This is a genomic window from Shewanella mangrovi, assembly GCF_000753795.1.
GTDB lineage: Bacteria > Pseudomonadota > Gammaproteobacteria > Enterobacterales > Shewanellaceae > Shewanella > Shewanella mangrovi.
In genome coordinates this window covers 75104-101018 of record NZ_JPEO01000001.1, presented here as the reverse complement: position 1 = coordinate 101018, position 25915 = coordinate 75104, and the positions used below count along the sequence as shown (strand labels likewise).

The 25915-nt window shown below is 51.7% G+C and carries 12 protein-coding genes; 3 read left to right on the top strand and 9 right to left on the bottom strand.

Features of this window, described 5'->3' with window-relative positions:
* Positions 1–197 precede the first annotated feature (197 nt).
* Positions 198–1550 carry a molecular chaperone gene (gene yegD, locus HR45_RS00405; RefSeq protein WP_037438608.1) on the top strand — a complete coding sequence of 451 codons (1353 nt, stop codon included), beginning with the start codon at positions 198–200 and terminating at the stop codon, positions 1548–1550.
* 56 nt (positions 1551–1606) lie between these two features.
* Here yegD and HR45_RS00400 read toward each other — a convergent pair whose 3' ends face one another.
* The 9 genes from HR45_RS00400 to HR45_RS00360 form a co-directional block, all read right to left on the bottom strand.
* A complete protein-coding gene (locus tag HR45_RS00400; protein WP_052074392.1) occupies positions 1607–3745 on the bottom strand; it encodes a putative bifunctional diguanylate cyclase/phosphodiesterase in 2139 nt (712 codons plus the stop codon).
* Positions 3746–3797: 52 nt separating this feature from the next.
* A complete protein-coding gene (locus HR45_RS00395) occupies positions 3798–5702 on the bottom strand; it encodes a HAMP domain-containing methyl-accepting chemotaxis protein (RefSeq protein WP_037438606.1) in 1905 nt (634 codons plus the stop codon).
* Positions 5703–6308: 606 nt separating this feature from the next.
* The gene (locus HR45_RS00390) at positions 6309–7238 is read right to left on the bottom strand and encodes a pepsin/retropepsin-like aspartic protease family protein (protein ID WP_156103974.1); all 930 of its coding nucleotides are present in this window, start codon (positions 7236–7238) and stop codon (positions 6309–6311) included.
* Positions 7239–7306: 68 nt separating this feature from the next.
* On the bottom strand, positions 7307–13381 hold the full coding sequence (locus HR45_RS00385; RefSeq protein ID WP_037438602.1) for a tetratricopeptide repeat protein: 6075 nt from the start codon (positions 13379–13381) through the stop codon (positions 7307–7309).
* 2 nt (positions 13382–13383) lie between these two features.
* Complete coding sequence (locus tag HR45_RS00380) at positions 13384–15864, bottom strand: vWA domain-containing protein (RefSeq protein ID WP_037438600.1); 2481 nt, start codon at positions 15862–15864, stop codon at positions 13384–13386.
* Between the two features lie 12 nt (positions 15865–15876).
* A complete protein-coding gene (locus tag HR45_RS00375) occupies positions 15877–17535 on the bottom strand; it encodes a BatA domain-containing protein (protein WP_037438598.1) in 1659 nt (552 codons plus the stop codon).
* Positions 17532–18437: a DUF58 domain-containing protein gene (locus HR45_RS00370; protein WP_037438596.1), complete on the bottom strand. Its 906-nt coding sequence runs from the start codon at positions 18435–18437 to the stop codon at positions 17532–17534. Before HR45_RS00370 ends, HR45_RS00375 begins: the two co-directional genes overlap by 4 nt.
* Positions 18437–19429 carry an AAA family ATPase gene (locus HR45_RS00365; protein WP_206537870.1) on the bottom strand — a complete coding sequence of 331 codons (993 nt, stop codon included), beginning with the start codon at positions 19427–19429 and terminating at the stop codon, positions 18437–18439. Before HR45_RS00365 ends, HR45_RS00370 begins: the two co-directional genes overlap by 1 nt.
* Positions 19430–19443: 14 nt before the next feature.
* Positions 19444–20919, bottom strand: coding sequence for a hypothetical protein (locus HR45_RS00360; RefSeq protein WP_037438592.1), 1476 nt, complete (start codon positions 20917–20919; stop codon positions 19444–19446).
* Positions 20920–21127: 208 nt separating this feature from the next.
* Between HR45_RS00360 and HR45_RS00355 the strand changes: the two genes are divergently transcribed.
* Positions 21128–23878, top strand: coding sequence for a M16 family metallopeptidase (locus tag HR45_RS00355; RefSeq protein ID WP_037438589.1), 2751 nt, complete (start codon positions 21128–21130; stop codon positions 23876–23878).
* Positions 23879–24109: 231 nt separating this feature from the next.
* A complete protein-coding gene (locus HR45_RS00350) occupies positions 24110–25891 on the top strand; it encodes a SulP family inorganic anion transporter (protein ID WP_241461027.1) in 1782 nt (593 codons plus the stop codon).
* Positions 25892–25915 lie beyond the last annotated feature (24 nt).

Below are 25915 nucleotides of genomic sequence, written 5' to 3'. Positions count from 1 at the left end.
ACATTCAGCGGCTTGCAACAGTACTATTGATAATAGCGTGCGCCTGAATAGCGTCTAGTCATCGCCTTGCTTTTACGCCGCCCACAATTGCCTAGCCAACAGTTAATTTGCCTGTTGTGGCAACCAATAATTGGCATTCACGGCGTTTTACGTTAGCTTATGCGGCTTTTCTTTTTGAGCTAGGCACAAGGCGTTTTATGTTTATTGGTTTTGATTACGGCACCTCTAACTGCTCGGTTGCCCATATGCTGAATGATGCACCGCAGCTGATTGCATTGGAAAATGGCCAACATTATCTGCCATCCACACTCGCCGCACCGACCAGAGATTCCGTCTCAGAATACCTGTTTCGCTACTGCCAGATTGAACCGGCTGATGCCGTAGGACAGCAGTTATTGCGCCGCGCGATGGCGGCTAACCGCGAAGAAGGAATTGAGCTTAAGAAGGAAGACTTACTTTTTGGTCAGGCCGCGTTAGAACTCTATTTAGCGCACCCGCAGGATCTTTACTACGTTAAATCCCCCAAGTCGTTCCTCGGCGCCATGGGACTGCACGACGTACAACTGCGCTTTTTCGAAGACCTGGTATGCGCCATGATGGCCAACATCAAGCACACAGCCGAGCAGCAGTGCCAACAAACAATTACTGATGCGGTCATCGGCAGACCGATTAACTTTCAGGGTAGTGGCGGTGCAGACTCTAATCAGCAAGCGGAGCAGATCTTACGCCGCGCCGCTCAGCGGGCGGGCTTCAAACAGATAGAATTTCAGTTCGAGCCAGTCGCGGCGGGATTGGAATATGAAGCCAGCCTAACGACAGAACAAACAGTATTAGTCGTCGATATTGGCGGCGGTACCACCGACTGCTCGCTGCTGCGCATGGGGCCAAACTGGCGCGATGCAGCAGACCGCAGCGCCAGCCTCCTCGCCCACAGTGGTCAACGCGTCGGCGGTAATGATTTAGATATCTATCTCGCCTTTCACCAGTTGATGCCACATTTTGGTCTGGGCAGCCTGCTGGATTCGGGGTTGGAAATGCCAATGAAGCAGTTGTGGAACCCACTCGCAATTAACGATTTGTCAGCCCAAAGCGAATTCTATGGTCAACGAAATCTGGCAGAACTCAAACTATTGCTCAAAGAATCCCAAGAGCCTCAAAAACTGAAGCGGTTATTGGAAGTCTATTACGATACGCTCGGCTATAGCCTGGTACGCCGCGCTGAAGAAGCTAAGATTGCCCTGTCAAACACTCCGAATTATCGCAGCAGCATGGCACTAGAAAATGAGTCACTGTCAGTGGAGATGTTATTTGACGATATGGTGCAGGCATTGGATGTACCAAAACAGCAGATAACTAAGCTGGTGCAGGAAGCGGTAACGCAAGCAGACACGACTCCCGACGTGGTATTTATGACCGGGGGTTCGGCGCGCTCGCCGGTGTTACGTCAAGCAGTAGCGGAAGTTCTGCCGCAAGTGCCGCTTGTGAGTGGTAACGACTTTGGTTCGGTAACGGCCGGGCTTGCCCGTTGGGCCAGAGTCTGCTTCGAATAACGCCGCCAATCAGATAATAAAAAGCCCAAACCTAATGTTTGGGCTTTTTATCGTGGTTAATTCAGCTCGCGCGGCGCCAACCAACGGGTGAACATTGCCGGTGCTAATGGCCTCGAGTAATAAAAGCCCTGCAACTGATCACAGCCCAGCTGTGCCAGATAGTTAAGCTCGGCTTCCGTCTCCACACCTTCAGCCACCGTCTTGAGCTTCATCGCTTTCGCCATGGCGACGATAGCGCCAGTGATCCCTTGTTTTAGCGGCTCGTGCTCAATATTACTCACAAAGGCGCGGTCAATTTTCAAGGTACTGATCGGTAGTTGATTGAGGTAGGACAAGCTCGAGTAGCCAGTACCAAAGTCATCCATCGAGATATGAATGCCGAGTTCAATCAAGCGCCGCATCACCTCGGCAGTAGTAACAACATTGCCCAGCGCTACTCGCTCAGTGATTTCCAGTTCCAACAGCTCACCGCACAAGTCATAACGCTGTAACAGTGCCTGTACATCCTCGACAAAGCCATCGTGTGAAAACGTGGGCAAGGAGACGTTAACAGCGACCGGCACTAAGCTTAAGCCCTGCTGCCGCCAGCGCGCCAACTGTTGCATGGCCGCTTCCATCACCCAGTAATCAATTTCGACAATCATGCCGGAACGTTCAGCGATGGGAATAAACTCAGCCGGACTGACAGCACCATGCTGCGGATGCTCCCAGCGCACCAACGCCTCGCAGCCAACAATTGTGTCCTGCGCAATACAGCGTTTCGGTTGATAAACCAAATTCATTTGCTGGGTTGCTAATGCGTGCTGCAACTCGCTTTTAAGCAAAAGATTGTTAAAGGCTTTTCTATGCAGTTCATCAGACGAGAAGGCAAACCTTGCGCGACCACTTTCCTTAGCAGAGTACATAGCCAGATCGGCTCGGCTTAACAACTGCTCTAGGTTATCGCCATCCTGACCGGAAAGCGCAATGCCAATACTGCAACTGATAAGGATCGGGTTGAAACGCACCTCAAAGCTGACTTTCATGCGCTCAATCAGATCTTCCACCAACTCCTGGGTGCCCCGTTCATGGTACTTGGTCAGCACCACAAATTCATCGCCACCAAAACGATACACTGTGCCAGTTTGACCGACACAATTGCTAAGACGCTCAGCCACGGCGCGCAGCAACTCATCACCAAAGCGATGTCCCATGGCATCGTTCACATGCTTGAAGTCATCGAGATCGATAACTAATACCGCCAGCTCATGTTTTGCCGCAACGTCGCTTTTCAAAAACTCAGCACAATCATGGCTGAGCTTGTTACGGTTTGGCAGTCCCGTCAGCTCATCAAAGTAGTTCAGGCGATTGAGATTAGCCTCTGACAGCTTTAACTCAGTGACATCTTCCATCATCGCCGCGTAATACAGCAGTTCACCATCTTCTGTATGAATGGCGGAAATGGAGCCACGCTGGTTATAAATCTTGCCGTCTTTGGTTCTGTTGATGAACTCACCAAACCAATAACCATCTTCGATAAGTTGTTGCCAAAGTTTCTGGTAAAACTTCTCAGTTTGCATCCCCGACTTCAACACCCGCGGCGTATTGCCAATGGCTTCGGCCTCGGTGTAGCCAGTAATCCGCGTAAAGGATTTATTCACACGCACGATATTGCCGGCAGGATCGGTGATTACAATCGCTTCGCGGGCACGGTTAATCACTTGGTCGGCAACATTAAGATGGGACATACGACTGAAGTCACTCAAGCGGTAACTCAGTTTGGCGGCGGTACCAGCAAAATAACGCGCCATCTCTTCTCGCTCGAAACGTTGGCGCATATTGGTGCCACTGATTTTCAGCAAGGCATGAAACTGCCCTAATTCGTAAACCGCATAATAGAGATTACGTTCTACATCGCAGACTTTTTGTAGATCATCGGGCGCGACTAACGGATTAAACTGGCCATCATATTCACTGTCTCGCGCGATAGCGAACATGATGGTTAATTCAGGATCATCCGTTTGTTCAAGTTGACGCTTATGTAAAAGCCGCACATGAATATCGTCTTGCGCTAACGGCTGGTGAGCAAGAGCAACAGCATCGAGGGCAGCATCATATTCAAACGTTTTGCTGAATAAGACTTGATTGACCTGATACTGTACCTCGTTCTTTCGTTTGTCAAAGGCATCACGCTTGGCAAACGCTATCTCACACATGACGAACTCCTTTTCTGCATCAAAGTGTTAGCTAACTTCCCGTATCAGTACGTTAGCGAACCTTAAAGCCGGATATCGATACTTTTAATTGCGAACCTAATGCCGCCAATCGTTCGGTCGCTTCGGCGGTTTCATTAGAGGCAACCGCGGTTTGATCGGCAATCTCATTTACTTGAGCCACGCGGCGGTTAATCTCTTCTGCCACCACACTTTGCTCTTCAGCGGCGGTCGCGATTTGATGGTTCATCTCTTGCACATTCGACACTGCGGTCGCAATACGGTCAAACAAGGTGCCCACATTGCCGGCACTGGTCGCATTGGTGTTAGCAATATCGCGACTCGTCCCCATTAACTTCAGCGAATTATGCGCTTCATCCTGCAGCCGCTGAATCATGGTTTCAATTTCAGAAGTAGACTGCTGCGTACGCTGGGCAAGATTGCGTACTTCATCGGCCACCACTGCAAAACCACGTCCGGCTTCACCCGCACGCGCCGCTTCAATCGCCGCATTGAGCGCCAGCAAGTTGGTTTGCTCAGCAACGGTTTTAATCACTTCCAAGACGCCGCCAATGCCATCACTTTGTTCCGCAAGAGCTGCCATTGCCGCTGAGGTGTTGTCGATGACCTCGCACAACTCCTGCACGCCTTTCAGCGCCTGCTCAACACTAAGCGTACCGTCATTAGTCACTTGCTGCGCCGAACTGGTCGCTTCCGCTGCTTGCTCGGCATTGCTGGCAACATCATGCACTGTGGTGGTCATCTCATTCATCGCCGTGGCCACCTGCTCGATTTCCAAGTGTTGCTGGCGCATGCCGACACGATTTTGCTCAGTTACCGCAGAAAGCTGCGTTGCCGATGATGACAGCTCGGCGATGCCAGATGAGACATTGCCAATCAGCTCTTTTAACGAACTGGCCATATCTGCCATTGCCCGTTGCAAAGTGCCGACTTCGTCTTTGCGGGTGACGTTGAAACTAATGGTTAAATCACCTTTGGCTATCTTAGCAGCTGCTTCAGCGGTGGCATGTAATGGTTTAGCAATTTGTGAAGTAATTAACAGGGTAAGTGCCACCCCCACAACAATTGCCAACAAAGACACCACTAACAACATGATTTGAGCGCGAGAACTGGCATTGCGTTGCCGTTCGGTTTGAAACTGTTCTAAGTTATCAATACTGTTACGCACGTTTAACGCACTTTTGCCAAATTCATCAGTCAGGGTATCGACGTCCAGATCAAGCGATACCAAATGTTGATATTGAGCAAGTAAATCACGAATAGCACTAATGTTATTGCTGGTTGAGACCGAGCTATCGATTTGCGCCACCTGAGCTAGTCTTTCAATGATACTATTTAGTTGGTTTTGGATCTGGGGGAATATCTGATGATTGGCAGTGCCGGCAACTAACCAGCTATTTGCCAGTTGTTCAACCTGTTCTAGGTGAGTACTGATGTCATTAAGCTGCGCAATTGTCTGCCAGTGGATCTGCTCACCACTGACAGCTTCAAGCTTCTTTACCAGTTGCTCTTGTTGGTCATTAACCAATTGCGCCTTATCGAGCACTGCTTGTGCACTGCTGGCTTTGTTATCAACCACCACCGCCAAACGTTGAAATACACCTTGGTAATCCGCCATAGCAGTCAGTGCGAGATCAATTTTAGCGATCGCTTCCGGAGAATCGTATTTGGGCTTTTGGGTAGTTAATGCGCTGATAATATTATCAATATTCTGTGCAAGTTGCTGCTTATGCTCGTTGTTCATTGTCCGCAGGTAGTTCTCACGCGCGGCCTTGGTGTCAGAAATCACCTTATTAACGCTTTGAATGGCGTAGAGCTTTTTGCCACCATCGATAACCTTATCTAATCCTTGCCAGCCAGTGAGCGACAAAAATAAGCTGCACACAATCAGCAGGCCAAAGCCAATACCAAGCTTTGCCGCAATCGAGATATTTTCCATTTTATTTTACTGTCCTAAAAGAGCATGCATCACTCAGATACACGCTTAGTTAATATTCAGTCTGTACAAATTGGTTTGTATTTTACTTTTATAATTGGGGGGAACACCTACTAATCATCCAAGAAAATTAGTGATGTTTTAATGAATAATGAATTAATCTACAGATTAAGCGAAGGATAAATAAGTATATACAGTGGAGTTTTTGCACATTTTTTGATCAAGAACATGCTTTTTAAATACTTCTCTTTGGTATCACACTTTCTGTTCATCTAGCTCTTCCCTGCTCAGATTGGTTATTCGTCGCTTTAAAGCTATACATCATTAAAGGTCATACATTTTCAAACTCATATATTCCGTATAATTTCTACGGTTTTCAAGTGAATTTGATCAGAGATATTGTAAATTTCACAAATTGAAACAGATGGTGATGGCTATCACGTGTTAATTGTGCTCACGCTTTGCACTATTGAGCGCTGACGCGGCTCAGCACTGATTGGCAGTGTTCATTGCCGATGCGGTAATGAGTGAAATTTCGGCTAAAAGTCGTACCCATTTAGATAAAATACACAAAGGGCGAGCCCTTAAGTTTCGTTCAAGTAGTACTTGCTAATGCGCGTCGGCTTTACTCGCCTCGGGCAGCATAATCAGCAGTTCACGTTTAGGAAAATCCAACGCAAAACCGATGAAGTTGTTGAGGATGTCGCTGCCGAGAGTGATGCGTGCTGGGCGACCATCATCCTGAGTCGTAAAACGCAATGGCACGTCGCGCATCGTCAATGGCCCAAACGCAAAAGTGGCAATTGAGGCTTTCTTAATCGCGCTGGTATCTGCGGTCGCACCACGAATGGCACCATCATCTTGTAGCGCTTTAGAATTATGATCCCAACCTAAGGCGCGCATTGCTGCATAGTTACCGATGGTAGCGGCGGCGCCAGTATCAATCAGCGCGGGAATTTCAACACCGTTTAGTTTAACCATCACACTGATCAATAAACTCTGATTATCAATCGCTTTCACCGTGGCATAGTGGCCAGCCACCGCGCCGGAGGTTGCGGTACGCAGTTGGCCGTGGGCAATATCAAACACGAGCGCTTGGTTGGCAAACAGATCCATTCCAATAATGCCCGCCGCAGGTGTCGAGCCGGGATTAGGCAGTTCGAGCAGACCAATCTGTTTTTCGTCAAATAACGAACTGGTGAACTGATCAATCGGATACATTTTGGCTTGTACTTTACCTGTGGCACCGCGGATCACTAAGCCACTATCCACGCTCTGCACGCCGAGCAGTTTTCCCAGTGCTGGGACAATCAGGCTCGATTCCGCCGCGCTATCAACCACCATATAATAAGGGCCTTTACCGTTGACCTGTGTCGCAATCACAGGCCGACCACGGTTATCGTAGCGGATCTGCGCCGCTGCGGCTGTGGTGGTTTGAGTGGCGGATTGAGTCACTTGTGGTGCAGTTTCTGACGCCGCAGCGCTAGTGGATGCCACGGCGGTCGTCAGGGATAAAGCGGTCAGAAAAGCGGTTAGCATAATGGTGTTCACAGTAGCATCGAATCATTTCACGCTACCAACAATTGCTTACCGCTAACTGACAAACATTAGTGATTGTTCTGCAGGGTGTTTAACGCTTGTTGCAGCAATGGCGATGAGTCCTTATGCCGCAAGGCTTGCTGCAACAGTTGCTGCGCTTGGGCGCCTTGGCCGTTATCGCGGAGCCGCTGCGCTGTCAGCAGCAGTAAACTGGTCCAAGATTCGCCATGTAATGTAGAGGTTTTCGTTTTCGCGTTCGCCACCGTCTCAAGTAAGGCGGTTAAGCGACTCATATCGGCATCATCCACGTAAGCCATTAACCACGGCATGATGATATCGTCATCAATGCGGCCACGAATATTCCCCAGCAACGTCACCGCCAGCTGCGCCTTGTCGCGATCGTAATGAGACCACTGCTGATCTGGCGCTTGGTAGCTTAATGCACCTTGCAGCAACGTTTGCGCCGCAGCTTGCTCACCAGCCGCCAAATACACGCTGGAGACACTCAGTTGCAACGCCACAGAAGCGCTTGGCTGCTCAGCAGCAACTAACACCTCAGGAAACTGCTGTTTAAGTAGCGATAATGAACCTTGACCACTCACCTTTGCTGCGGCACTTGCCACAAAGCTTTGCCACAACATACGCGAAGCGCCATCGAGATCTTTTCCCACCATCATGGTCGTCAACACCTGTGGCAGCGCCTTGGTGGCCGCTGTTTTATCTGGCCAAGTTGCTAATACGTCGATAACCGTTTGCATATTAGCGGCATCGGGTTGCATCGCTGCCATACGACTCGCTTGTGTCAGTGGCGGATAGTTCAACTGCCATACTGCCGCTTGTAACAACTGCGCCGCAGTTTGGCTATCCCCCGCTCCAGCAAACAGACGCGATAACTGCATTTGTAGGCTGACGGGCATGATTAACAGCTGCTCGCTGGCATGCGTTAACTGCATAAGTTGCGGCTCAGTGAGTGGGGATTTTGCCGCAGAAAGGCCACTCGCTAACAGTTGCAGTTGATGGCCACTCAATGGTGAAGTGGCCGCTTGCTGCCAGAGTTCACTGATCTTCGTCGCCAATACGCCTTGCTGTTGCCAGCCAGCAATAATCAGCTGATAGAGGCGCTGTTGATACTGTTGTTGCTCATCCGGTAAGGCACGTAACCATGCCTCAAACATCTGTGAAGCTTCGGGTAAATGGGCCATCACGGTGAGTAAATCCACCGGCTGTGGTTTGGCAAAACTCGTCGCTAACTCAGTCGCGGTGTTGACGGGGACAAGGCCAATGCTATTGCCATCCAGATCAAAGCGGAACTGCAGCAGTTCATCGCGGCTAAGATTGACGCTACCAAACTGCTTTCTACCTGCCATGGCATTGCGCCACATGGTGCCCAATACCGCGACCGCCTGCTGCGGTGCTTTGGCATATAAATGCGCCAGTCGATGCAAATTGATGCTCGCTTGTTGCGGGGTCATCACTTGTTGTGCGCCCTGACGCTGCTTGAGTTGCTGTACGAGCGCATCGTTTGGATAAACCGTGGCATATTGCTGAAATACCGCACCGTACAAGTGACTAATTCCCACCGCATTTGAGGCAGACTTGTTTAACCAAGCCACTAACTCATCCACAGAGAGCGATGTCACTGGCGCAGCTTGAGGTGCATCAGCCACTGCCTGTGCAAACTGCAACAAGCGTTGGTTATCAGCACTTGGCGTGCGTTGTTGCCAGCGTTGCAGCACTTGGCAGAACGCGGGATATGCTTGTTGTTGCCATAACGCTTTTAACAGTTCGCTGGTAAACAACGGATTATCCGGCTGAAGCTGGTGCAGGTGCTGCAAGTAGCCTAATTGCTGCTGCGGGCTGTCATCATTGGCCACGATTGTCTGATAAAAATCTACCGCGTCGGCACTGCTCACCTGCGTCTGCGCCATAAAGGTCGCAATCGCTTGCTGCCGCTGTGCTGACAAATATTGCCGCACCAAGGGTTGGGTGAAGTCATAACCCAAACCACGGCCAACGTCTTGTCGCAACTGCATCAGTGTTTGATAGGCGGCGGTCAAATCATCGGCAAAATACTGCTGCAAAAACGGTAGCATCTGCTGTGTGTCTGGCCGCTGCTGCACTATTTGCTGCGCCACCTTAAGTAACAAGTCCCGATTCTGTGGCTGCACATCCAGTAATAGCATCGATGCCACGATGGCGGCAGCACTATTTTTACCATTGGGCGCATATAACACACTGCGCAATAGCTGGGGTTCAATTGACTGCTGTTGTGCGGCGGTCAACGGCCGTTGTAACAGTGCTGTTTGCACCATAGGCTGGATCGGCAATTGCCGCTTTTGCTGCTCATATAATTGCTGCAACTGACCGAAAAAGGTTATCAGCTCATCGCTACTTAAGCGTTTGATCAATAAATGATTAAACTCGGTATCACTGCCAGTTGCGTGCAAACCATACGGCAATGGCGCATTAAAGTTAGTCAACAGTAAGTCAACGATGCGCTGATTGGCCAGTAACGGCTGTCCTAGCTGCTGCTGAATGGCATTAAACATCTGCGGTTTGTAGCGCAACAGCTGAAAGCGGACGAGTTCGGCATTATCAACCTGCATCAGCGTCGGCCACAGTGCGGTGGTAAATGTTGCCAGCGGCATATGATCATAAGCCTGCTGCATTAAGAAATAGTATTGCGATTTCAGCAGTTGCTCGCGCGGATCGAGACTGTTGCTGTGACTGGCAGCAACCACTTGCTCAGCTACATGGCGCAACTCGGGCCAATCTTGATGTTGGATCAACAGCATCAGCTGCAGTGGGAAATTATCCGTTGCCTTTGCTGCTGAAGCTAACGCAGCTAGCGGCCAACGCGCCGCGTCTAACTGAACTGACTGCAGTGGTTGTCCGCGATAATGCCAGTAGTTTTGCCGGTTTTGCTGCAAGTTGCTGTCGTTGGCAAGCAAGGGCAACAGCGCGTTATCAAACTCACGTGCCAGTGACATGTCACCATCAAATGCTGCGACTTTCTGTCCCAGTTCAACCACTGCGTGTAACCGCGGCAAAGCGCTTAATGGCGTCTGATTGTCGATATACGGTTGGGTTTGGGTTAGCGTGTCAGTAAACAACTGAGTTAACGCATGGTTAAGCTGTTTCACCTGCGTCGCATCCTGTGGCCATGTGAGCAACAGTCCCTCAGCTAACGCATCAAAGTAGCGATGAAAGTCGGAAAAAATCGCATCTGCTTGGCCGTCAGACTGCAATGATTGCTTCTGCAGCAGCGTATTGAGTCCCTGCCAGTACCAATGATTGGCGACCTGAGTTTCACCTAACTGTTGCTCTAAAATCGCCGTATTGAGTAGCAGGCTGAGATTATTCTGTTCCGTCACCAGTGCCTGTTGGAAGTAGGTTAGCGCACGCTGATCGTAGCCAGCATCGGCGTAGGCATCGCCCTTTTGCTGTTTGACATTCACGATACCGGGAATATCGACCATCATCGAGAACGCGCGTTCGGCGCCCAGCACATCACCATCGGCCAGCAGCGACTTACCGAGATCACTGTACAGCGATGGTGGGAATTGCTGCTGCATGGCCAGCAACCGACGGCCAAACTGCAGTTTTTTGGCGTTATCGCCAATCGCTGGACCACTGCTCACGTCCGGCTCGGCAGCACCACTGTATTGGCTGATCATCGCCCGCAACACCGCGGCACGCTGATTGGGGCTCATCGCAAGTAGTTGGCGGTTTGCCTGTTCACTCAGGGCAAAATCCCCTTGCTGCTGCCCGAGATCTGCCAATGACAACAGCACTCGGCTCGGCTCGCGTTGATTGACCAGATTTTCAAACAAACGTCGCTGTAACCACTGCAACACCTGTTCGCCATAAAGTTGTGCCTGCTCCGGCAAGCCATCTTCGCCGGCGGAAAACAGATTGAGCAATCCATCTACGGCAGCGAACTGGCCGTCGCTGCTGGCCGATAACAGTTGCAGTTGTAACAGACTCGCCGCCTGTGGAATTTGTTGCTGCTGTTTCAGCAGTTCCACCAGCTGTAGCAAGTTATCGCTGTTATCTGGCTGCTCGGCCAGCGCTTGTTGATATTCGGCAATCGCTTGTTCGCTAAGTCCGGCAATGGCATACAACCCGGCGGCAAACTGATGATCCACCTGCTCGCCGTGTTGATTGAGTTGCTTAAGCAAGGCATCCACCTGCTCGGCTCGTTGCTGTTTAGGCGTCATACCTTTGGCGGGCTCTTGCTGTTCAAACACGTTGTTACGCAAGCTGTTTAAGGTGATTTGCTGCCAGTACTGCGCCGCATTATTGCGGTCAAGTTCTGCCAACTGACGCCAAACGCGATTGAGCTGCGAATAGTCTTGCTCGTGGCCATAGATCGCCGCCAGCTGTTGCAAGCGGGCGCTATCACTGAGCTGATGTTGCTTGGCAAAAGACTCTACCGCGGCGATGGCTTTGTCGCCCTGATGCTGAGCCAGATACAAACCCACCAGCAGATCAACATCTTGCTGGCTAGCGTGGTCAGCTTGTATCGCCCGTGCCAGAGTGGCAGCCATGTGCTCAAGGCTGCCAAGTTGCTTGGCTACCTCAACGATACGATTTTCTAAAAAGTTACGTCGTGCTGGTAACTTAGTGTGCTGCCACAACTGCTGCCAGCGCGTTAATGCCTGCGCCTTATCGCCGGTGCTATAGGCCAACGACGCGAGATGCAGCTGTTGGTCATAGCCTAAATTGCCGCGCTGTTTTTCTAATGCGACTAAGCAGGCCAAGGCCTTTTTTGGCTGCAACAGACGTTCGTAATTTTCCGCTAAGGTTAGCCGTTGCAGACTGTCGGGCGCCAGCTGTTGATTGAGCGTTGCCAACACCTTGGCCGCGGCGTCGTTATCGCCTTTGTTGAGATAGGTTTCAAACAAAAATTGCTGCAAACTGAGCTGCGCGGTGGCATCGCTGGCATGCTGACGCATTAGCGCAATGGCCGCGTCGCTCAGTCCCATGGCGATCATCCGTTTAGCCGCCTGCAACAGCAATGGCAGATTGTGAGGATTGTGCTGCGCCAGTTGTTGATAAACCGCAATGGCTTTATCGGTTTGTCCTTGATTAATGTATTGCGCGGCCAAGCCATCGTAACCCGCAAGTTGCTGTGGCTGCGCCGCAATCTGATGCTGATATTCTGCCTGCAACGCTTTGGGGCGATTCGCCAAGGCTAAAATCGACGCGCGACGCGCCTGTAACGCCGGAGTTTGCCCGTTCGTATCGAGGCGATCAATCAAGGCTAACGCCGCATCGTACTGCCCTAACTCCAGTAGCAGATCCAGCCGCACATCGGTCACCAAAGGTGCTTGTTTGGCGTTGGCTAAGCCGTCAGCGGCCGCGTGCAGATCGCCAGCGTCGCGCCACGCTTCAATATATAACGACAGCGCATAGCGGCGATCAGCATCGTTGTCGGCCTGTTGATACGCCGTCCAAGCAGATTGCGCAGCTTGCTGATATTGCGCGGCAGCCAGCTGCCAATCGGCTAACGTCAAACGCTCGCTAACGTTCAGCGTTGCCACATCACTGGCTAAGTTACTGGCCAATTTCGGCTGATGTTGTAATGCCATAATAGCGGCCACCGCCAACCGCTGCTGTGGATATTGTTTCGCGTAAACATTTAACGCGCTTTGATCACCCCGCAACAGCGCGATTTTTAAGGCAACCTGTTGCTGCAAGGCTGCATCAGTGGTCATCGAAAGCAGTTGTTGATACTGCTTGATAGCATTGGTCTTATCACCGGTAGCGTCGGCTAACGCCGCAGCAAGCGCCAAATTTTGCGCGTTGGTCTCGGCAGCCAATGAGTGGCTTAACGCTCGCTGCGCCTGACTGATGTCACCTTGATGCCAACGAATCACTGCCATGCTCAAATAAACATTGGCCTTGGATTCCGCTGACATAGTTTGCGTAAGTTGCTGTTGCAATGCCTCAAGCAATGCAGCAGCCGATGTACCAGCCACTAATGCGTGGGAATATTGCTGATTAATCGTGTTCAGTGTCGCTGGCTGAGCATGGGTCAACTGCGCGGCAATATCGTTTACCTCAGCAGCGTGCAACGATGGCAGGTAACCAGCGGCTAAGGTGAGCGCAAGCACTAGGGGTTTTAATTGAAATCTCATGCTCATAATCCTGATACCACTGCGCGACGGGTCGGCCAACGACGATAAATAATCTCGATAAAATACAGCAGCAAAGCGAACAACAGACACAATGGATAAAGATGGGTGGCCGTTAAGCTTGCTGATGCCACTGGCGACAATTTTTTTGCAGCCATATGTTCAACCGAAGAAACCTGTCCACCCACCGCCTGCACCACTTGCGCGAGTAGCGACGCAAAGCGATGTGGCACTTTTAACTCAGCGGCATGATCGCTCCCCGCGGCCGCAACGGCGCGTAACACCTGCCCATGCAGTTGTGCTTGCAACAGTGCTGACTGCTGATTCGGCAACGACAAACTGGCGCTATAACGATTCGGTGCGCGTTGCACTAACGCTAACGGTTGCCACGTCGCATCCATGTTTGGCTTCCACATCAATGTTGGCGCCGGCGCTTGGTTGTCACTCAGCTGCAGTTGGATCTGCAGTTGATCATCGCTGCGGCTGCTATATAACTGCATTGGTGCCAGCGGATCAGCGTTGGCGCTTAACTGCTGCCCCAACCATTGACCATAACCGGGCCACTGCTGCCAGCCTGCGGTACTGGCGCCTAATGGACTGAACATCATCGCGGTCACACTGCCCGCACCAACACGCCAGTGACTCAATAGCGGCTGCGCACTGGCTGAAACCTGATATTGCACTTGCGCGGCGGCTTTAGATTGTACCTGGGCAAAACCGCTGAGTGGCTGCGGCAGCAACTGACCATTTGGCCCCTGCACCTGATAATGTCCGGTTTGGTAAACTGGCTGAGGCTCGCTTGATGGACGATGGAAATTCAGCTCCACCATATTAAATTCGTCATGGATGGCATAAAAACGGCCACGGCCCCAGTTGGCTAATTCGGCCATCCGCTGTTCGCCACCTTGGCTGTCACCCACCATCACCGCGGAAACGTTAATCTGATCTTGGGCAATAAAACGCAGCAGACGCTGGTAGTTATCTTCTTCAACGGCGGCATCGGTGATCAGCAGAATATGGCGATAACGTGTGTGACTGTTTTTCAAGCCAAAATAGGCTTCTTGAATCGCTGGGAACAGTTCACTGCCCCCTTGCGCTTGCATACGACCGATAGCACGTTCAATCTCTTTCGGATTTTCTACCGCTTGCATCGGCACCGCCCATTGGCGCGTACCATAAAACTCAACGATACCCACCTGATCTTGTGGCTTGAGCTTTTTCACCGCTAACCGTGCCACCTGTTTGGCCAGTTCCATCGGCCGTCCTTTCATCGACCCCGAACTATCAATCACGATGGCCAATGACACACTCGGTTCGCGCTGCTGTTCCTGCTGCTGTAATTTCACCGGCAACAACTCCGCCAAGGTTTGCTTGGCAAGTGTGGCACTGGCAAAGGCATTATCCGCACCGCTGTAAAACAGTCCGGTGCCTTGTGCTACCGCCTGCTGCAAACGCTTTTGTGCCGCCTCTGACAGCGCTTGGCTTGGCAGATCATCAAGCATCACCACATCATAGCGTCCAAAATCAGTACTTTCATCCAGCGGCAAGGTTGCCGCTTGCACCTTAAATGTAGCGCCTAACAACTGCTGCAGTTTCGCCGCAGCGCTGGCATCGCTATTGGCGTACAACAAAGAATATGCAGGTTGCGCCGCGAGTAACCACTCACGTTCATCGAGGCGCTGCGTATTGCCATTATCGCCATTGCGCTGCAACTGCAACGTAATTTGCTGATAGGCTTGGGTGGCTGCGGGAAGTGTCAGCGTAACCGTTACCGGCTGCGGTTCATTAAAGCGCTTGGGGTCGAAAGTTTGCTGGGCAACTACCGCGCCATTCGTCTGTGCGGTTAATGTTAGCGAGGCATCGCTGCTGGCATTGCCCTCCAACTGCACATTAAGTTGCGGCATTTCACCAATGCGTACTGGCGTTGCTTGTACTTGCGCAATAAATGGCGCCGCAGGCTTGCTCTGCAAGCTCAACCAATCGAGTGGAATATGGCGTAATTGCAGTGCAGCAATCACCTGTGGCCAATGATCATCGGTGGCTAAACCGTCGCTGACGACGCTAACGCGCGCGGCGCTGTTTGCTGGAATAAGCGCTAACGCTTGCATCACTGCCGCAGTAAGTGAAGACGAATTATCAGGTAGATAGGTAATGGCTTGTTGCGCTAGATGTAGCGCTTCACCACCAAGCTGTACTACCGCTATCTGCTCGTTGTCTGCTTGCGCGCTCAGTTGCTCGGTCAGCCAAGTCACCGCTTGCCCTTTAGCCTCATCGGTTAAACTGGCAGATTGATCGATAATCAGCACACGAAACTGCTGCTGGGATTGATGTATCCAAACAGGTTGCATCAAGGCTACTGCCAGCAATGCCACTAAGGCACAGCGTAGCCCGCGCTGCAAACGCGGCAGACTGCGGCCCATCCACCAAATGAGTGGTAAGGCTAATAGCAGTAATCCGCTCCACGGATGCAATAAAGTTAAACTCACGCCACGCTCTCCTTAGGGCAAACGGCCACGTTGTAACAGTGCCCATTCCACCAGCAGTAGCAGTACTGCGAGCAAAATGCCCCAAGACAACATAGATAATGGTGTTACTGCGCCAGCGAAGGTTTCCTGCTCCAGTGGCGACGTCTCAGTCATATTGGCAGATAGGTTGGCGACCAATAACGATGCGGTGGCTTGCTGCCCAGCCTCGTTTTGTTGGCTGCCCGCCAGCAACGGCGTTGCTGCCAACGCGGCGTTCTGCGTGTTTTCGGTATATGGCCAAGGCTCGGCTACTGCCAGATAAGGGGTAAATTGCTGTTTGTTCGCAAGCCAACGCAGGCTTTGGCTGATCAAACTCGGCAACGCCGCGCTTTGCGCCGCAAGTAATTGACTCAGTTGCGCATTATTCAACTGTACTTGGCGCTCAGGGGTATCACTTGCTTGCAGCATTAACTCGGGAAACTGCTGTTGTGCCGCTAAGGCTAACCAACCATTGCGTTGCCATTGTTGTTGCAACGCCGCTTGCCAGCTCTCGCCCGCTGTGGAAAAGAGCGCACTATTTGCGGCGGCATTTAACAGTAACTGAGCAGGTGCCTGCGGGCACTGACTATCCGCCTGCTGGCAGATAACAACATCAGGTTGTTGCTGCACAATACGGATGCCGCTATCAAGCTGCACTAAGGTGCGTAACCACGCAGGAAGATCGGTGGCGAGTTGCAGTTTGATCACGGGGGTAGACGCTAAGGTGAGTGTGGCACTATCGTCGGCGACAAAGTCATCATCATTGGCGAGTGACACCTGCAACTGCTGCGGCGCGCTGCTGACATCCATATCGCGGATCACAAAACGGCCATTGCCAAGGGCGCGAATATCGGTGGGTTGAAACCACTGTCCATCCAGCGAAAACTTGACCAAATTGGCGCTTAACGGCCGCGCATCACTGGCATACAGTGTAAACATGACGTCTACTTTGCCCCATAACCCTGACTGCGCCGGCGCTTGGCCTAATGCGACAATCGCCATGTTTTGCGTTAACGCAGGCGCCGCATAACGTGCATGCAAATGGATCTGCTGTGGCACCGCTGCAAGCTCGCTGGCGTTCAATGGCGCGCCATAGTAATAGAGATCAATTTGGCGATTACGATATTGCTGCTGCATGGCAGCTAGCCAGCTGCTGAACACCGCGCGATGGGCCGTCGCTTTTACCGCGACTAATTTGGGCCCCAGCAGCGCATTGTTATCTTGCTCACGCAGCAACATCATGGCCACTGCGTCACCGAGCCACACTTGGCGCTGCTCAGGCTGACTATTGGCGACATCCTGCAGTAAGCGTTTTTTGGCTTCACTCAGGCGACCATCAACTTGCATCGCCACCGAGTTATCGAGGAAAAACAGCGACAAGTGCGCATCGTTATCATGTTGGCGTTGCACGCCGCTGAGTGTCAGCCACAGCAACAGTGCAATGGCCAGCGACAAGAGCAGCGCTAACCAATAGTGAAACTTTTGCCACAGCACCCGCGCTGGTGCTTGTTGCGCCGCCTGTTGCCAAAATTGCGCGGTTGCCACTTTGACCACTTTGGTACGCGGCCGTAACCATTGCAGCGCAAACAACGCCAAGGCGATAACCAGCGCGCCAACGAGCACTACCGACAATGGCAGATTGCTAAAACTCATAAGCGCAATCCTCCATGCCCAAATAAGGTCGTCAGTTGCGGTAATACCGCTTGGCTGGCATTAAGCCGCAGTAAACCGGCACCGCGACCTTCGGCCAACTGAGTTAATGCCTGATTAAAGGCTTGATAGGCGGTCTGATAGTTGGCTAGCAGTTCGGGGGTGATCTGCATATCGGCGTATTGCGCGGTTTCGCAATCTTGCAGGCGTACATCACCGCTGATATCACTTTGCAATGTCGGATCGCTATCCCACGGCTGTGTCAGTTGCACCATGAGTAGACGGTGACGCAACTGGCCTAAGGCATCAACAACTGGGGCAATCCCTTGGTTATCAAAAAAGTCAGAAATCACCACGACTAACCCTTGGCGCAGCGGGAACCCGGCAAATTCGCTTAGCACCTCCGCCAGTGAGGTTTTATCTTGTTGCGTCGTTTCGTTGATCAGCTGTGCTAAGCGCAGCAGTTGATGCTTGCCGGACAGGCTTTTATGTTGCATCTGCAACCGTTCGGCGAATGGTAGCAAGGTCACCGCATCGTGCTGATTAAGCGCAATGGCACCCAAGGCTAAAGCCACTTGTTTGGCAGCATTGATGCGCGCGGGATGTTCCAAAAACATGCTGGCGGAGAGATCCAGCAAAATGTAGACCGGCAGGTCTTGCTGCTCTTCAAACACGCGCACAAACACGCGGCCGAGACGGCGGTAAATATTCCAGTCAATGGCGCGCAGATCATCGCCAGCAACATACGGTTTAAAGTCAGCAAACTCTAATCCCTGTCCCCGTGCTGAGGTTTTCTGCTCGGCCAAGCGTCCGCCTTTGCCCGCTTGTGCCACACGCAAACTAAACTGTTGCACCTGTTCCACAAAACTCGGGTCGAACAGGGGCGAACCCTTGGTCGTCGTCATTACTGCAATCCTTCCAATACTTGGGCAATCAGGCTGTCAGCATCAATACCACTGGCCTGTGCCTTGAAGTTAAGCACCAGCCGGTGACGTAACACGGCGGTGGCGACCGCACGAATATCTTGCTCGATCACTTCACTGCGCTCAGCCAACAGGGCTTGTACTTTGGCCGCCAGCATCAGACTTTGGATCCCGCGTGGAGACGAACCCAGTGCGACACAATCATTCACCGCCTGCGGCGCATAAGCACTTTGCGGTTGCGTGCCCATCACCAACCGAATCGCAAAGGTTTTGGCTGCTTCGGTCACGGGAATATTGCGCACAATAAAGCGCATATCGTTGAGAATATCGCCACTGGCCACCGCGTTTAATTCGATGGTTTCGCCGCTGGTAGTGCGGTCGATGATGGTGTGATAATCAGCTTCTGTCGGATAGCCCACCACCAACTTAAACAAAAAGCGGTCAAGCTGCGCTTCTGGCAGTGGATAAGTCCCCTCTTGGTCGACTGGGTTTTGCGTTGCCATCACACAAAAAGGCTCATCCAGTTTGATAGTACGACGCCCGACGGTGACTTGCTTTTCCTGCATCACTTCCAGCAATGCCGATTGCGTTTTAGGCGTGGCACGGTTGATTTCATCGGCTAGCACTAAGTTAGAGATGATTGGGCCGGGTTGAAACGTTAACTCATGACCACCGCTTTCAGTTTCCATCAATACCGATGTGCCTTGAATATCCGCGGGCATCATGTCGGGGGTGAACTGAATACGGGAAAACGGCAGATTCACCGCGCGGCTAATGGAGCTGACCAACATGGTTTTACCCAGTCCTGGCACACCTTCAAGCAATACATGACCACCGGCACACAGCGCAGTTAACACCCCTTCAATGACCGCTTGTTGCCCCACCATCATGCGACTGACTTCGGTGTGAATGGCACGGAAATTATCACAGAAAAACTGGATCTGTTGTTGGGTGTCGGCTTGACGAATATTCATCATTACTCCTGCCTTCATTGGGTCTTGTCATTGTTGTGATTATCGGCGTGCAGCTGTTGATAAAACTTCGATAGCAGCTGTACTTCCCAAGGTTGCATCATGCGCGTTGGCAGTGGCGTCAGTGCGCCATTGGCACTACCGCGTTGCTCGCTGAACATAGTGTTCGCGGGCATATCATCCGGTTGTCGTTGTTTGGTACTGCGTTTCTCAGCGCCGGGGCCCGGCGTACCCACAAACTGATCTTCCATCGGCACCGCCAGCATTAAGCTGTTAATACCGCGAGATTTTTTCAGGCCATCATCACCATGATTGCCGGTGTTTTGGCTATTGGGATTGGCTTGGTCGCCAGACTGCTGCTGGCCTTGATTACTTTTACTCTTGGGCGCTTGTTTCTTACCCGCGAGCTGACCTTGTTGACCCGCTTGGGCGCTGCCCGTTTGGGGCTTGCTGGCGGGTTGTTCTTGCTGTGGATTGCTATCACTCATTGCGCCATGTTCGGCGTTGGCCGCGTGGCGCTCACTATCATCCGCCAGCGGCATGCTCTGTTGCGGCATCTTAGGCGCAGATGATGACGGCGTATCTTGGCCATCGTCGCTATTTGGCTCACTTTTATCAGCAGCATTGCTTGGTTGGCTGCTAGCGCTATTTGACTTGTCGCCGTTACTTTTGCTTAACGCAGAAGAGGCCGATGCCGTTTGTTTTTCAGTGCTGAGTGAAGCATCGACATTGCTACCCGTTGCATCATTCGCGCTGTGGCTATCTTTTGCAGAAGAACTCTGCGCGTCGGTCGATGTTTGCGCTGCCAACGTTTGTCGCGTTGCCTTGGTTTGTTGTTGCTCAGCAGCCTGTAGCGACTGTGGTGTTGCGGCTACAGCAGCCTCCCCAGATAACTCACTTACGGTTTTTTGCTTAACTGACGATAGCGAAGCATTGGCGAAGAATAGCCCGCTTGGTTGTAAGCCCAATAGCAGCAACAATAGCGCCGTCAGTGGCAGTTGCGCTTTGCTCCAGCGCGAAAACGGCGCTAGCGTAAATTCAGGTTGTGGCACGGCAGCCGCCAAGGCTTGAGTGATCGCGGTATGGCTTTCCAGCATTGCCGCTTGTTGGAATGGACTTGGCGCTGACAACTGGCTAAATTCATCGGCGGTCTGCAAGCGATCGTCATCGCGCAACTGTTTGTCGTAAAGTGCCAATGCCGTCGCTCGCGAGGGCTTAAATCCGGTTAGACAGAGATAATAACGCCCCGCAAATACGCTTACGGGTAGCAGTAGCAATACACACCAAAAGCTCACGCTGCTGCTCACATCGGTCGCAGGTTGCCACCATTGGACGAGACATCCGAGCAGCACGATGGGCGCAAAACAGCAAAGACTGATCAGCGTGGCGTTGCGCCGAGCACTCGCTTTGGCAACGGCGAACAGACTGGCTTCGCCGCGTTTGGCGAGTACATCCAGCTGCTGCTTGATCTGCTGTTGACTTGCTTGTGTCATTGCTCCACCGCTTACCCTTTGCTAACGATTGCGCATCGTAGCGAACCTTTTCCATGTTCCATTTGACACCATAAAACTTGCACCAACCTTGCACCCAAGTAACGCCAATAACTTTTTTGCAACACCACAGACGATGCTTGCAAGGCTGGTGCAAGGAAACTGTGACTTAATAGGTTGGCGATGAAATACTCAACCTTGGAGAAACTCATTGAAAAATTTTAATAAAACAGTTGTTTCTGCCTTACTTAGCGGCATGTTATGGCTGCCGAGCGCGGTCGTGCCAGCGAGCGAAATCCCGCAGCATGCCCTTGCAAAAATCAACATTGAATATCAAACCTTTACCCTACCCAATGGGCTGACCACTATTGTGCATACCGACCACAGTGTGCCCAATATCTATGTGGGGGTTTGGTACAAAGTGGGTTCAAAAAATGAACCAGAAGGTAAGACAGGCTTTGCGCATCTGTTTGAACATTTGATGTTCCAAGAAACTATTCATCGCGACGGCGAATATTTCCTGCCGTTTGATAAAGCGGGCGCTGTGGGCATGAACGGCACCACCAGCCAAGACCGCACCAATTACTACGAAACTGTGCCCAGCAATGCCATCGATTTAGCCCTGTGGATGGAATCAGATCGCATGGGTTACCTCGGCCCCAGCATCACCCAAGCCTTGCTTGATGAACAACGCGCCGTGGTACAGAACGAAAAACGTCAAGGTCAGCTGCGCCCTGGCGCCAAAATCTACGAACGCTTTTTAGCAAACTTTTACCCGAAAGGTCATCCGTACGATCACACCACTATCGGCTCCATGAAGGATCTGAACAACGCGTCATTGGACGATGTAAAGCAGTGGTTTAAAGATGCCTACGGTGCAACCAATGCGGTACTCGTACTCTCTGGCGATATCGACCTCGCTACCGCCAAAGAGAAAGTCGCGCACTATTTCAGTGATGTGCCAGCGGGCAAACCGATGGACAAAATTGATCAATGGATCCCGACACTTAAGCACATCAAGCGCGACATTATTTACGATAAAGTCGCCAATGTCAGCCTCAGCCGCGTGTGGCCATTGCCAAACGGCAGCGATAAAGACACCACGCTGATGGAGCTCGTCAGTCGCACGCTGGCAGGTGGCAAAAACACACCGCTTTATGATGTGTTGGTGGATGAAAAACAGTTGGCGGTCAGTGTATCTGCCAATGTCAGCGCCAATGACGTTAACAGCACCTTCTCGCTCGATGTCACGCTCAAGCCGAATGCCAATGCCGAAGAGGTCGAGCGTATCATCGACCAAACTCTGCAAAAGTTCTTCAAGCAAGGTCCAGAAGAAGAACAGTTGGCCGCAATCAATTTAGGTGGCGAAATCTCCTTGCTGCGCTCAATGGAAAGCAATGAGGCGATTGGTTCGCAGCTGATCCGCGGCATGGTGCACCATGACGACCCACTGTTTGTGAATAAAAAACGGCAGTGGATCAGCAGCGCCGACAGCGATGACGTGCGTAAGGTGGCGAAGAAATGGCTCGATAAGCCTTACTATGAAGCACGGCTGTTACCTGAGCCGAGCACCCAGCCAATGCAAGCGCAAGTGGATCGCAGCAAGCTGCCACAAGTCGGCGAATTCAACGGCAAAATCACGATGCCGCCGATTCATCAGGCCGTGTTGGATAACGGCATGAAGTTGGTCGTGGCCGAGCGTCATAACCTGCCGTTAGTCGATGTCAGCATGCAATTTACCACTGGCTCGCTGGCAGACAAATTCTATGCCCCCGGCACCGCGTCACAAGCCTTTGGCATGTTGACCATGGGAAGCGACAAATATGACATGGGCGAGCTGGCTAAGAAGATGGACAGCATTGGTGTTGGCATCAACGGCAGCGCCGGTAGTCAGGGCAGTGGCGTCAGCTGGAGCAGCCTATCTTCCAATATGGATGATGCCTTTGCGCTGGCAGCCGAGGTGATTCGTCATCCGACCTACCCGCAGAGCGAGCTGAATAAGCTGATTGATAACCTCGATTCCTCTTACGACAACTATGAGCTGGAGCCGCTGCGCTCTGCAACGGATGTTTACGGCAAAGCCATTTGGGGCGGCCAGCATCCGTTCGGTCATATCGTGACCCGAGAGGAAGCGAAAAAGGTTAATCGCGCCACCATTGAGAAATTCCATGATAGCGAAATAGGCCCGAACAACGCCACGCTCTATCTGGTCGGCGATGTTACGTTGGCTCAAGCCACTAAGCTCGCCAACAAATATTTTGGTAGCTGGCATCAGGTCAAACCGACGCCACTCCCGGCGATTACCGCACCGCAAGGTGACGTTGGCAAAGTGATTCTGGTGGATGCTCCGGGTGCAGTACAAAGCAGCATTTCAGTGGGTCATGCGGTTGCGCCGTTTGATAAAGATAAAGCGGCTACGCAGATGTTGATGGATGCAGCACTCGGTCAGGGCTTTAACAGTCGCCTCAATATGAACTTACGTGAGCAAAAAGGCTGGGCTTACGGTTTTGGCGCCAATATCAGTAATGTGCCAGTAGGTGATCGCGTATTTACTGCCAGTGGCACAGTGCAAACAGATAAAACTGCGGCGGCTATGAGCGAAATTAAGCGTGAAATCCGCGAATACGTGAGCACTAAACCGCAAACAGAAGCAGAACTGGAACGCGATAAAGCCGCCACAGTGCACTCCATTCCACAAGGCTTTACCAATAACGGCGCGTTTATGAAAACCATGATTAACGCCGATCTGTACCACCTGCCTTACACACGTATTGAGGGTGCAGCAGAGCGTTTATCCAAGGTGATATTGGCGCAAACCCGAGCACTGGCGCAAGCCACCTATAAACCCGATGCGCTTACGTGGGTCATTGTCGGTGACTTAAGCAAAATCGAGAAAGATGTGCGCGCGCTGAAACTGGGACCAGTGGAAGTGTGGGACGTGTACGGTAACAAACTGCGTTAACGACTCAACGGCTTGGGCGGCAACCGCCTGAGCCAACATTGAGGTGAGTGATTTTTCTTCTTCCTTGACCGCCATCGGATGGTGGATTTTATGGCCTGAAGCTTATGCTTCAGGCTTTTTTTCTTATCCAAGATCTCTCCAAAAAATAATCCCTTAAGGTAAAGTTGGCTCGCCAAATGTGCTAAACAATGCCATAAATTATCTACGCCTCTTCTTTGAGTACTCGATAACATGATGGACGCTATCGCCAACTCTCCGCTATTATCGCGCTTAAGCCGCTGGTTCCCCGGCCTTAGTTTAGTGAGGCATTATCAGCGGGCGTGGTTCAGGGATGACATGCGGGCAGCGCTTTCTGTCACCGCGGTTGCGCTGCCAGTCGCAATTGCCTACGCCCAATTAACCGGGGTCGGCGCTGTCGTTGGACTCTATTCCTGCGTGCTGCCAATGCTGGTCTATGCCGTATTTGGCTCTTCACGGCAATTGATTGTCGGCCCAGATGCCGCAACGTGTGCGGTACTGGCCGCGGTCGTCACCCCACTGGCCGCGGGCGATGCGCAGCGCCACTGGCAACTGATCATGACCATGACCTTTATGACTGGGGTATGGTGTATTTTGGCGTCGCGCTTTCGTATTGGGGTGCTGGCAGAGTTTCTGTCTAAACCAATTTTAATGGGACTACTCAACGGCGTTGCAATAACCATTATTGTTGGACAGTTTTCTAAGATCCTCGGTTTTCGCTATCAAGAGCCTTACTTGCTGGAAAGACTGCTGCATACACCCACCTATCTGGCACAAACTCATTGGTTAACCTTGGCCATCGCCTTGCTGACCTTGATGGTGTTTCTGCTGGCTAAAATGATGCGGCCACACTGGCCGGCAGCCATGCTGGCGATTGCCGTGGCGACGCTGGTCAGTTGGGGATTTTCCTTAGGCGATAATGGCGTTGCGGTTGTCGGCAGTGTTAGCAGTGGACTTCCTGAGTTTCAGTCACCCGTGTTTGAGTTGGGATTAGTACGCGAATTAGTGATGCCAGCGCTCAACCTTACCATGGTGAGTTTTATTAGCATGATGCTGACGGCGCGCAGCTTTGCCGCAAAAAATGGCTACGACATTGATGCCGATGCCGAATTCCGTGCCCTCGGTTTTGCCAATATCGCGGCAGCTGCGGCGCAGGGATTTGCGGTCAGCGGCGCTGATTCTCGTACGGCGATTAATGATGCTAGTGGTGGCAAAACTCAGTTAGTGTCGGTGCTCAGCGCGCTGATCATTCTGGCGATTATCCTGTTTGCCACCGCGCCGCTGGCGTTTATTCCCTCATCGGCATTAGGCGTAGTATTGGTGATTGCGTCTGTTTCACTTATTGATATCAAAGCGCTGTGGCGTTTGCGCAAACGCGATAACGGTGCCTTTACGCTAGCCGTTATCACCCTGTTAGCCGTGCTGTTTATTGGCGTTATTCCCGGTATCACCATGGCGGTGTTGTTAGGCCTGTTTCAGTTTCTAAAAGTGGTGATGCGTCCCGATGACCAGATCCTTGGCGTTAATCAGAAAGGCATCCTGCGCAGCTTGGGGAAAGGCGATAAGGTGAAGCCAATTGCTGGCATTCTGATCTATCGTTTTAACTCACCGCTCACCTACTTCAATGCGGTGTATTTTAAACGCCGCTTATTGGCGCGCATTGCACAGCAAGAGCTGATTGAGACCGTTATCATAGATGCCGTCAGTTGCTTCAGCCATTTGGATTTAAGCGTAATGGCGATGATAGATGAACTCCACAAGCTACTGAGAAAGAAAGGCATCACCCTGATTTTGGCAGGGCGAAAACGGGAATTGTTGGCGTGGTGTGAAGCCGCTGGCGTCGATGTTAGCGACGGCGATATTATCATTCGCCCTGACTTAACCATGGCCGTGCGCATGCTTACCAATTATAAGGCCGCCGTATCGCAAGGTTTGGCGCCACAGGTTCGCAAACAGGATGATCCTGATGAAGTGCTGGCACATTCACTGCTGTAATGCCGCAGGCACATGACAGCAGTG

Excerpts from the sequence above, each read along its gene's own strand:
- yegD (WP_037438608.1), top strand. The coding sequence starts at position 198 with ATGTTTATTGGTTTTGATTACGGCACCTCTAACTGCTCGGTTGCCCAT.
- HR45_RS00400 (WP_052074392.1), bottom strand. The coding sequence starts at position 3,745 with ATGTGTGAGATAGCGTTTGCCAAGCGTGATGCCTTTGACAAACGAAAG.
- HR45_RS00395 (WP_037438606.1), bottom strand. The coding sequence starts at position 5,702 with ATGGAAAATATCTCGATTGCGGCAAAGCTTGGTATTGGCTTTGGCCTG.
- HR45_RS00390 (WP_156103974.1), bottom strand. The coding sequence starts at position 7,238 with ATGCTAACCGCTTTTCTGACCGCTTTATCCCTGACGACCGCCGTGGCA.
- HR45_RS00385 (WP_037438602.1), bottom strand. The coding sequence starts at position 13,381 with ATGAGATTTCAATTAAAACCCCTAGTGCTTGCGCTCACCTTAGCCGCT.
- HR45_RS00375 (WP_037438598.1), bottom strand. The coding sequence starts at position 17,535 with ATGAGTTTTAGCAATCTGCCATTGTCGGTAGTGCTCGTTGGCGCGCTG.
- HR45_RS00370 (WP_037438596.1), bottom strand. The coding sequence starts at position 18,437 with ATGACGACGACCAAGGGTTCGCCCCTGTTCGACCCGAGTTTTGTGGAA.
- HR45_RS00365 (WP_206537870.1), bottom strand. The coding sequence starts at position 19,429 with ATGAATATTCGTCAAGCCGACACCCAACAACAGATCCAGTTTTTCTGT.
- HR45_RS00360 (WP_037438592.1), bottom strand. The coding sequence starts at position 20,919 with ATGACACAAGCAAGTCAACAGCAGATCAAGCAGCAGCTGGATGTACTC.
- HR45_RS00350 (WP_241461027.1), top strand. The coding sequence starts at position 24,110 with ATGATGGACGCTATCGCCAACTCTCCGCTATTATCGCGCTTAAGCCGC.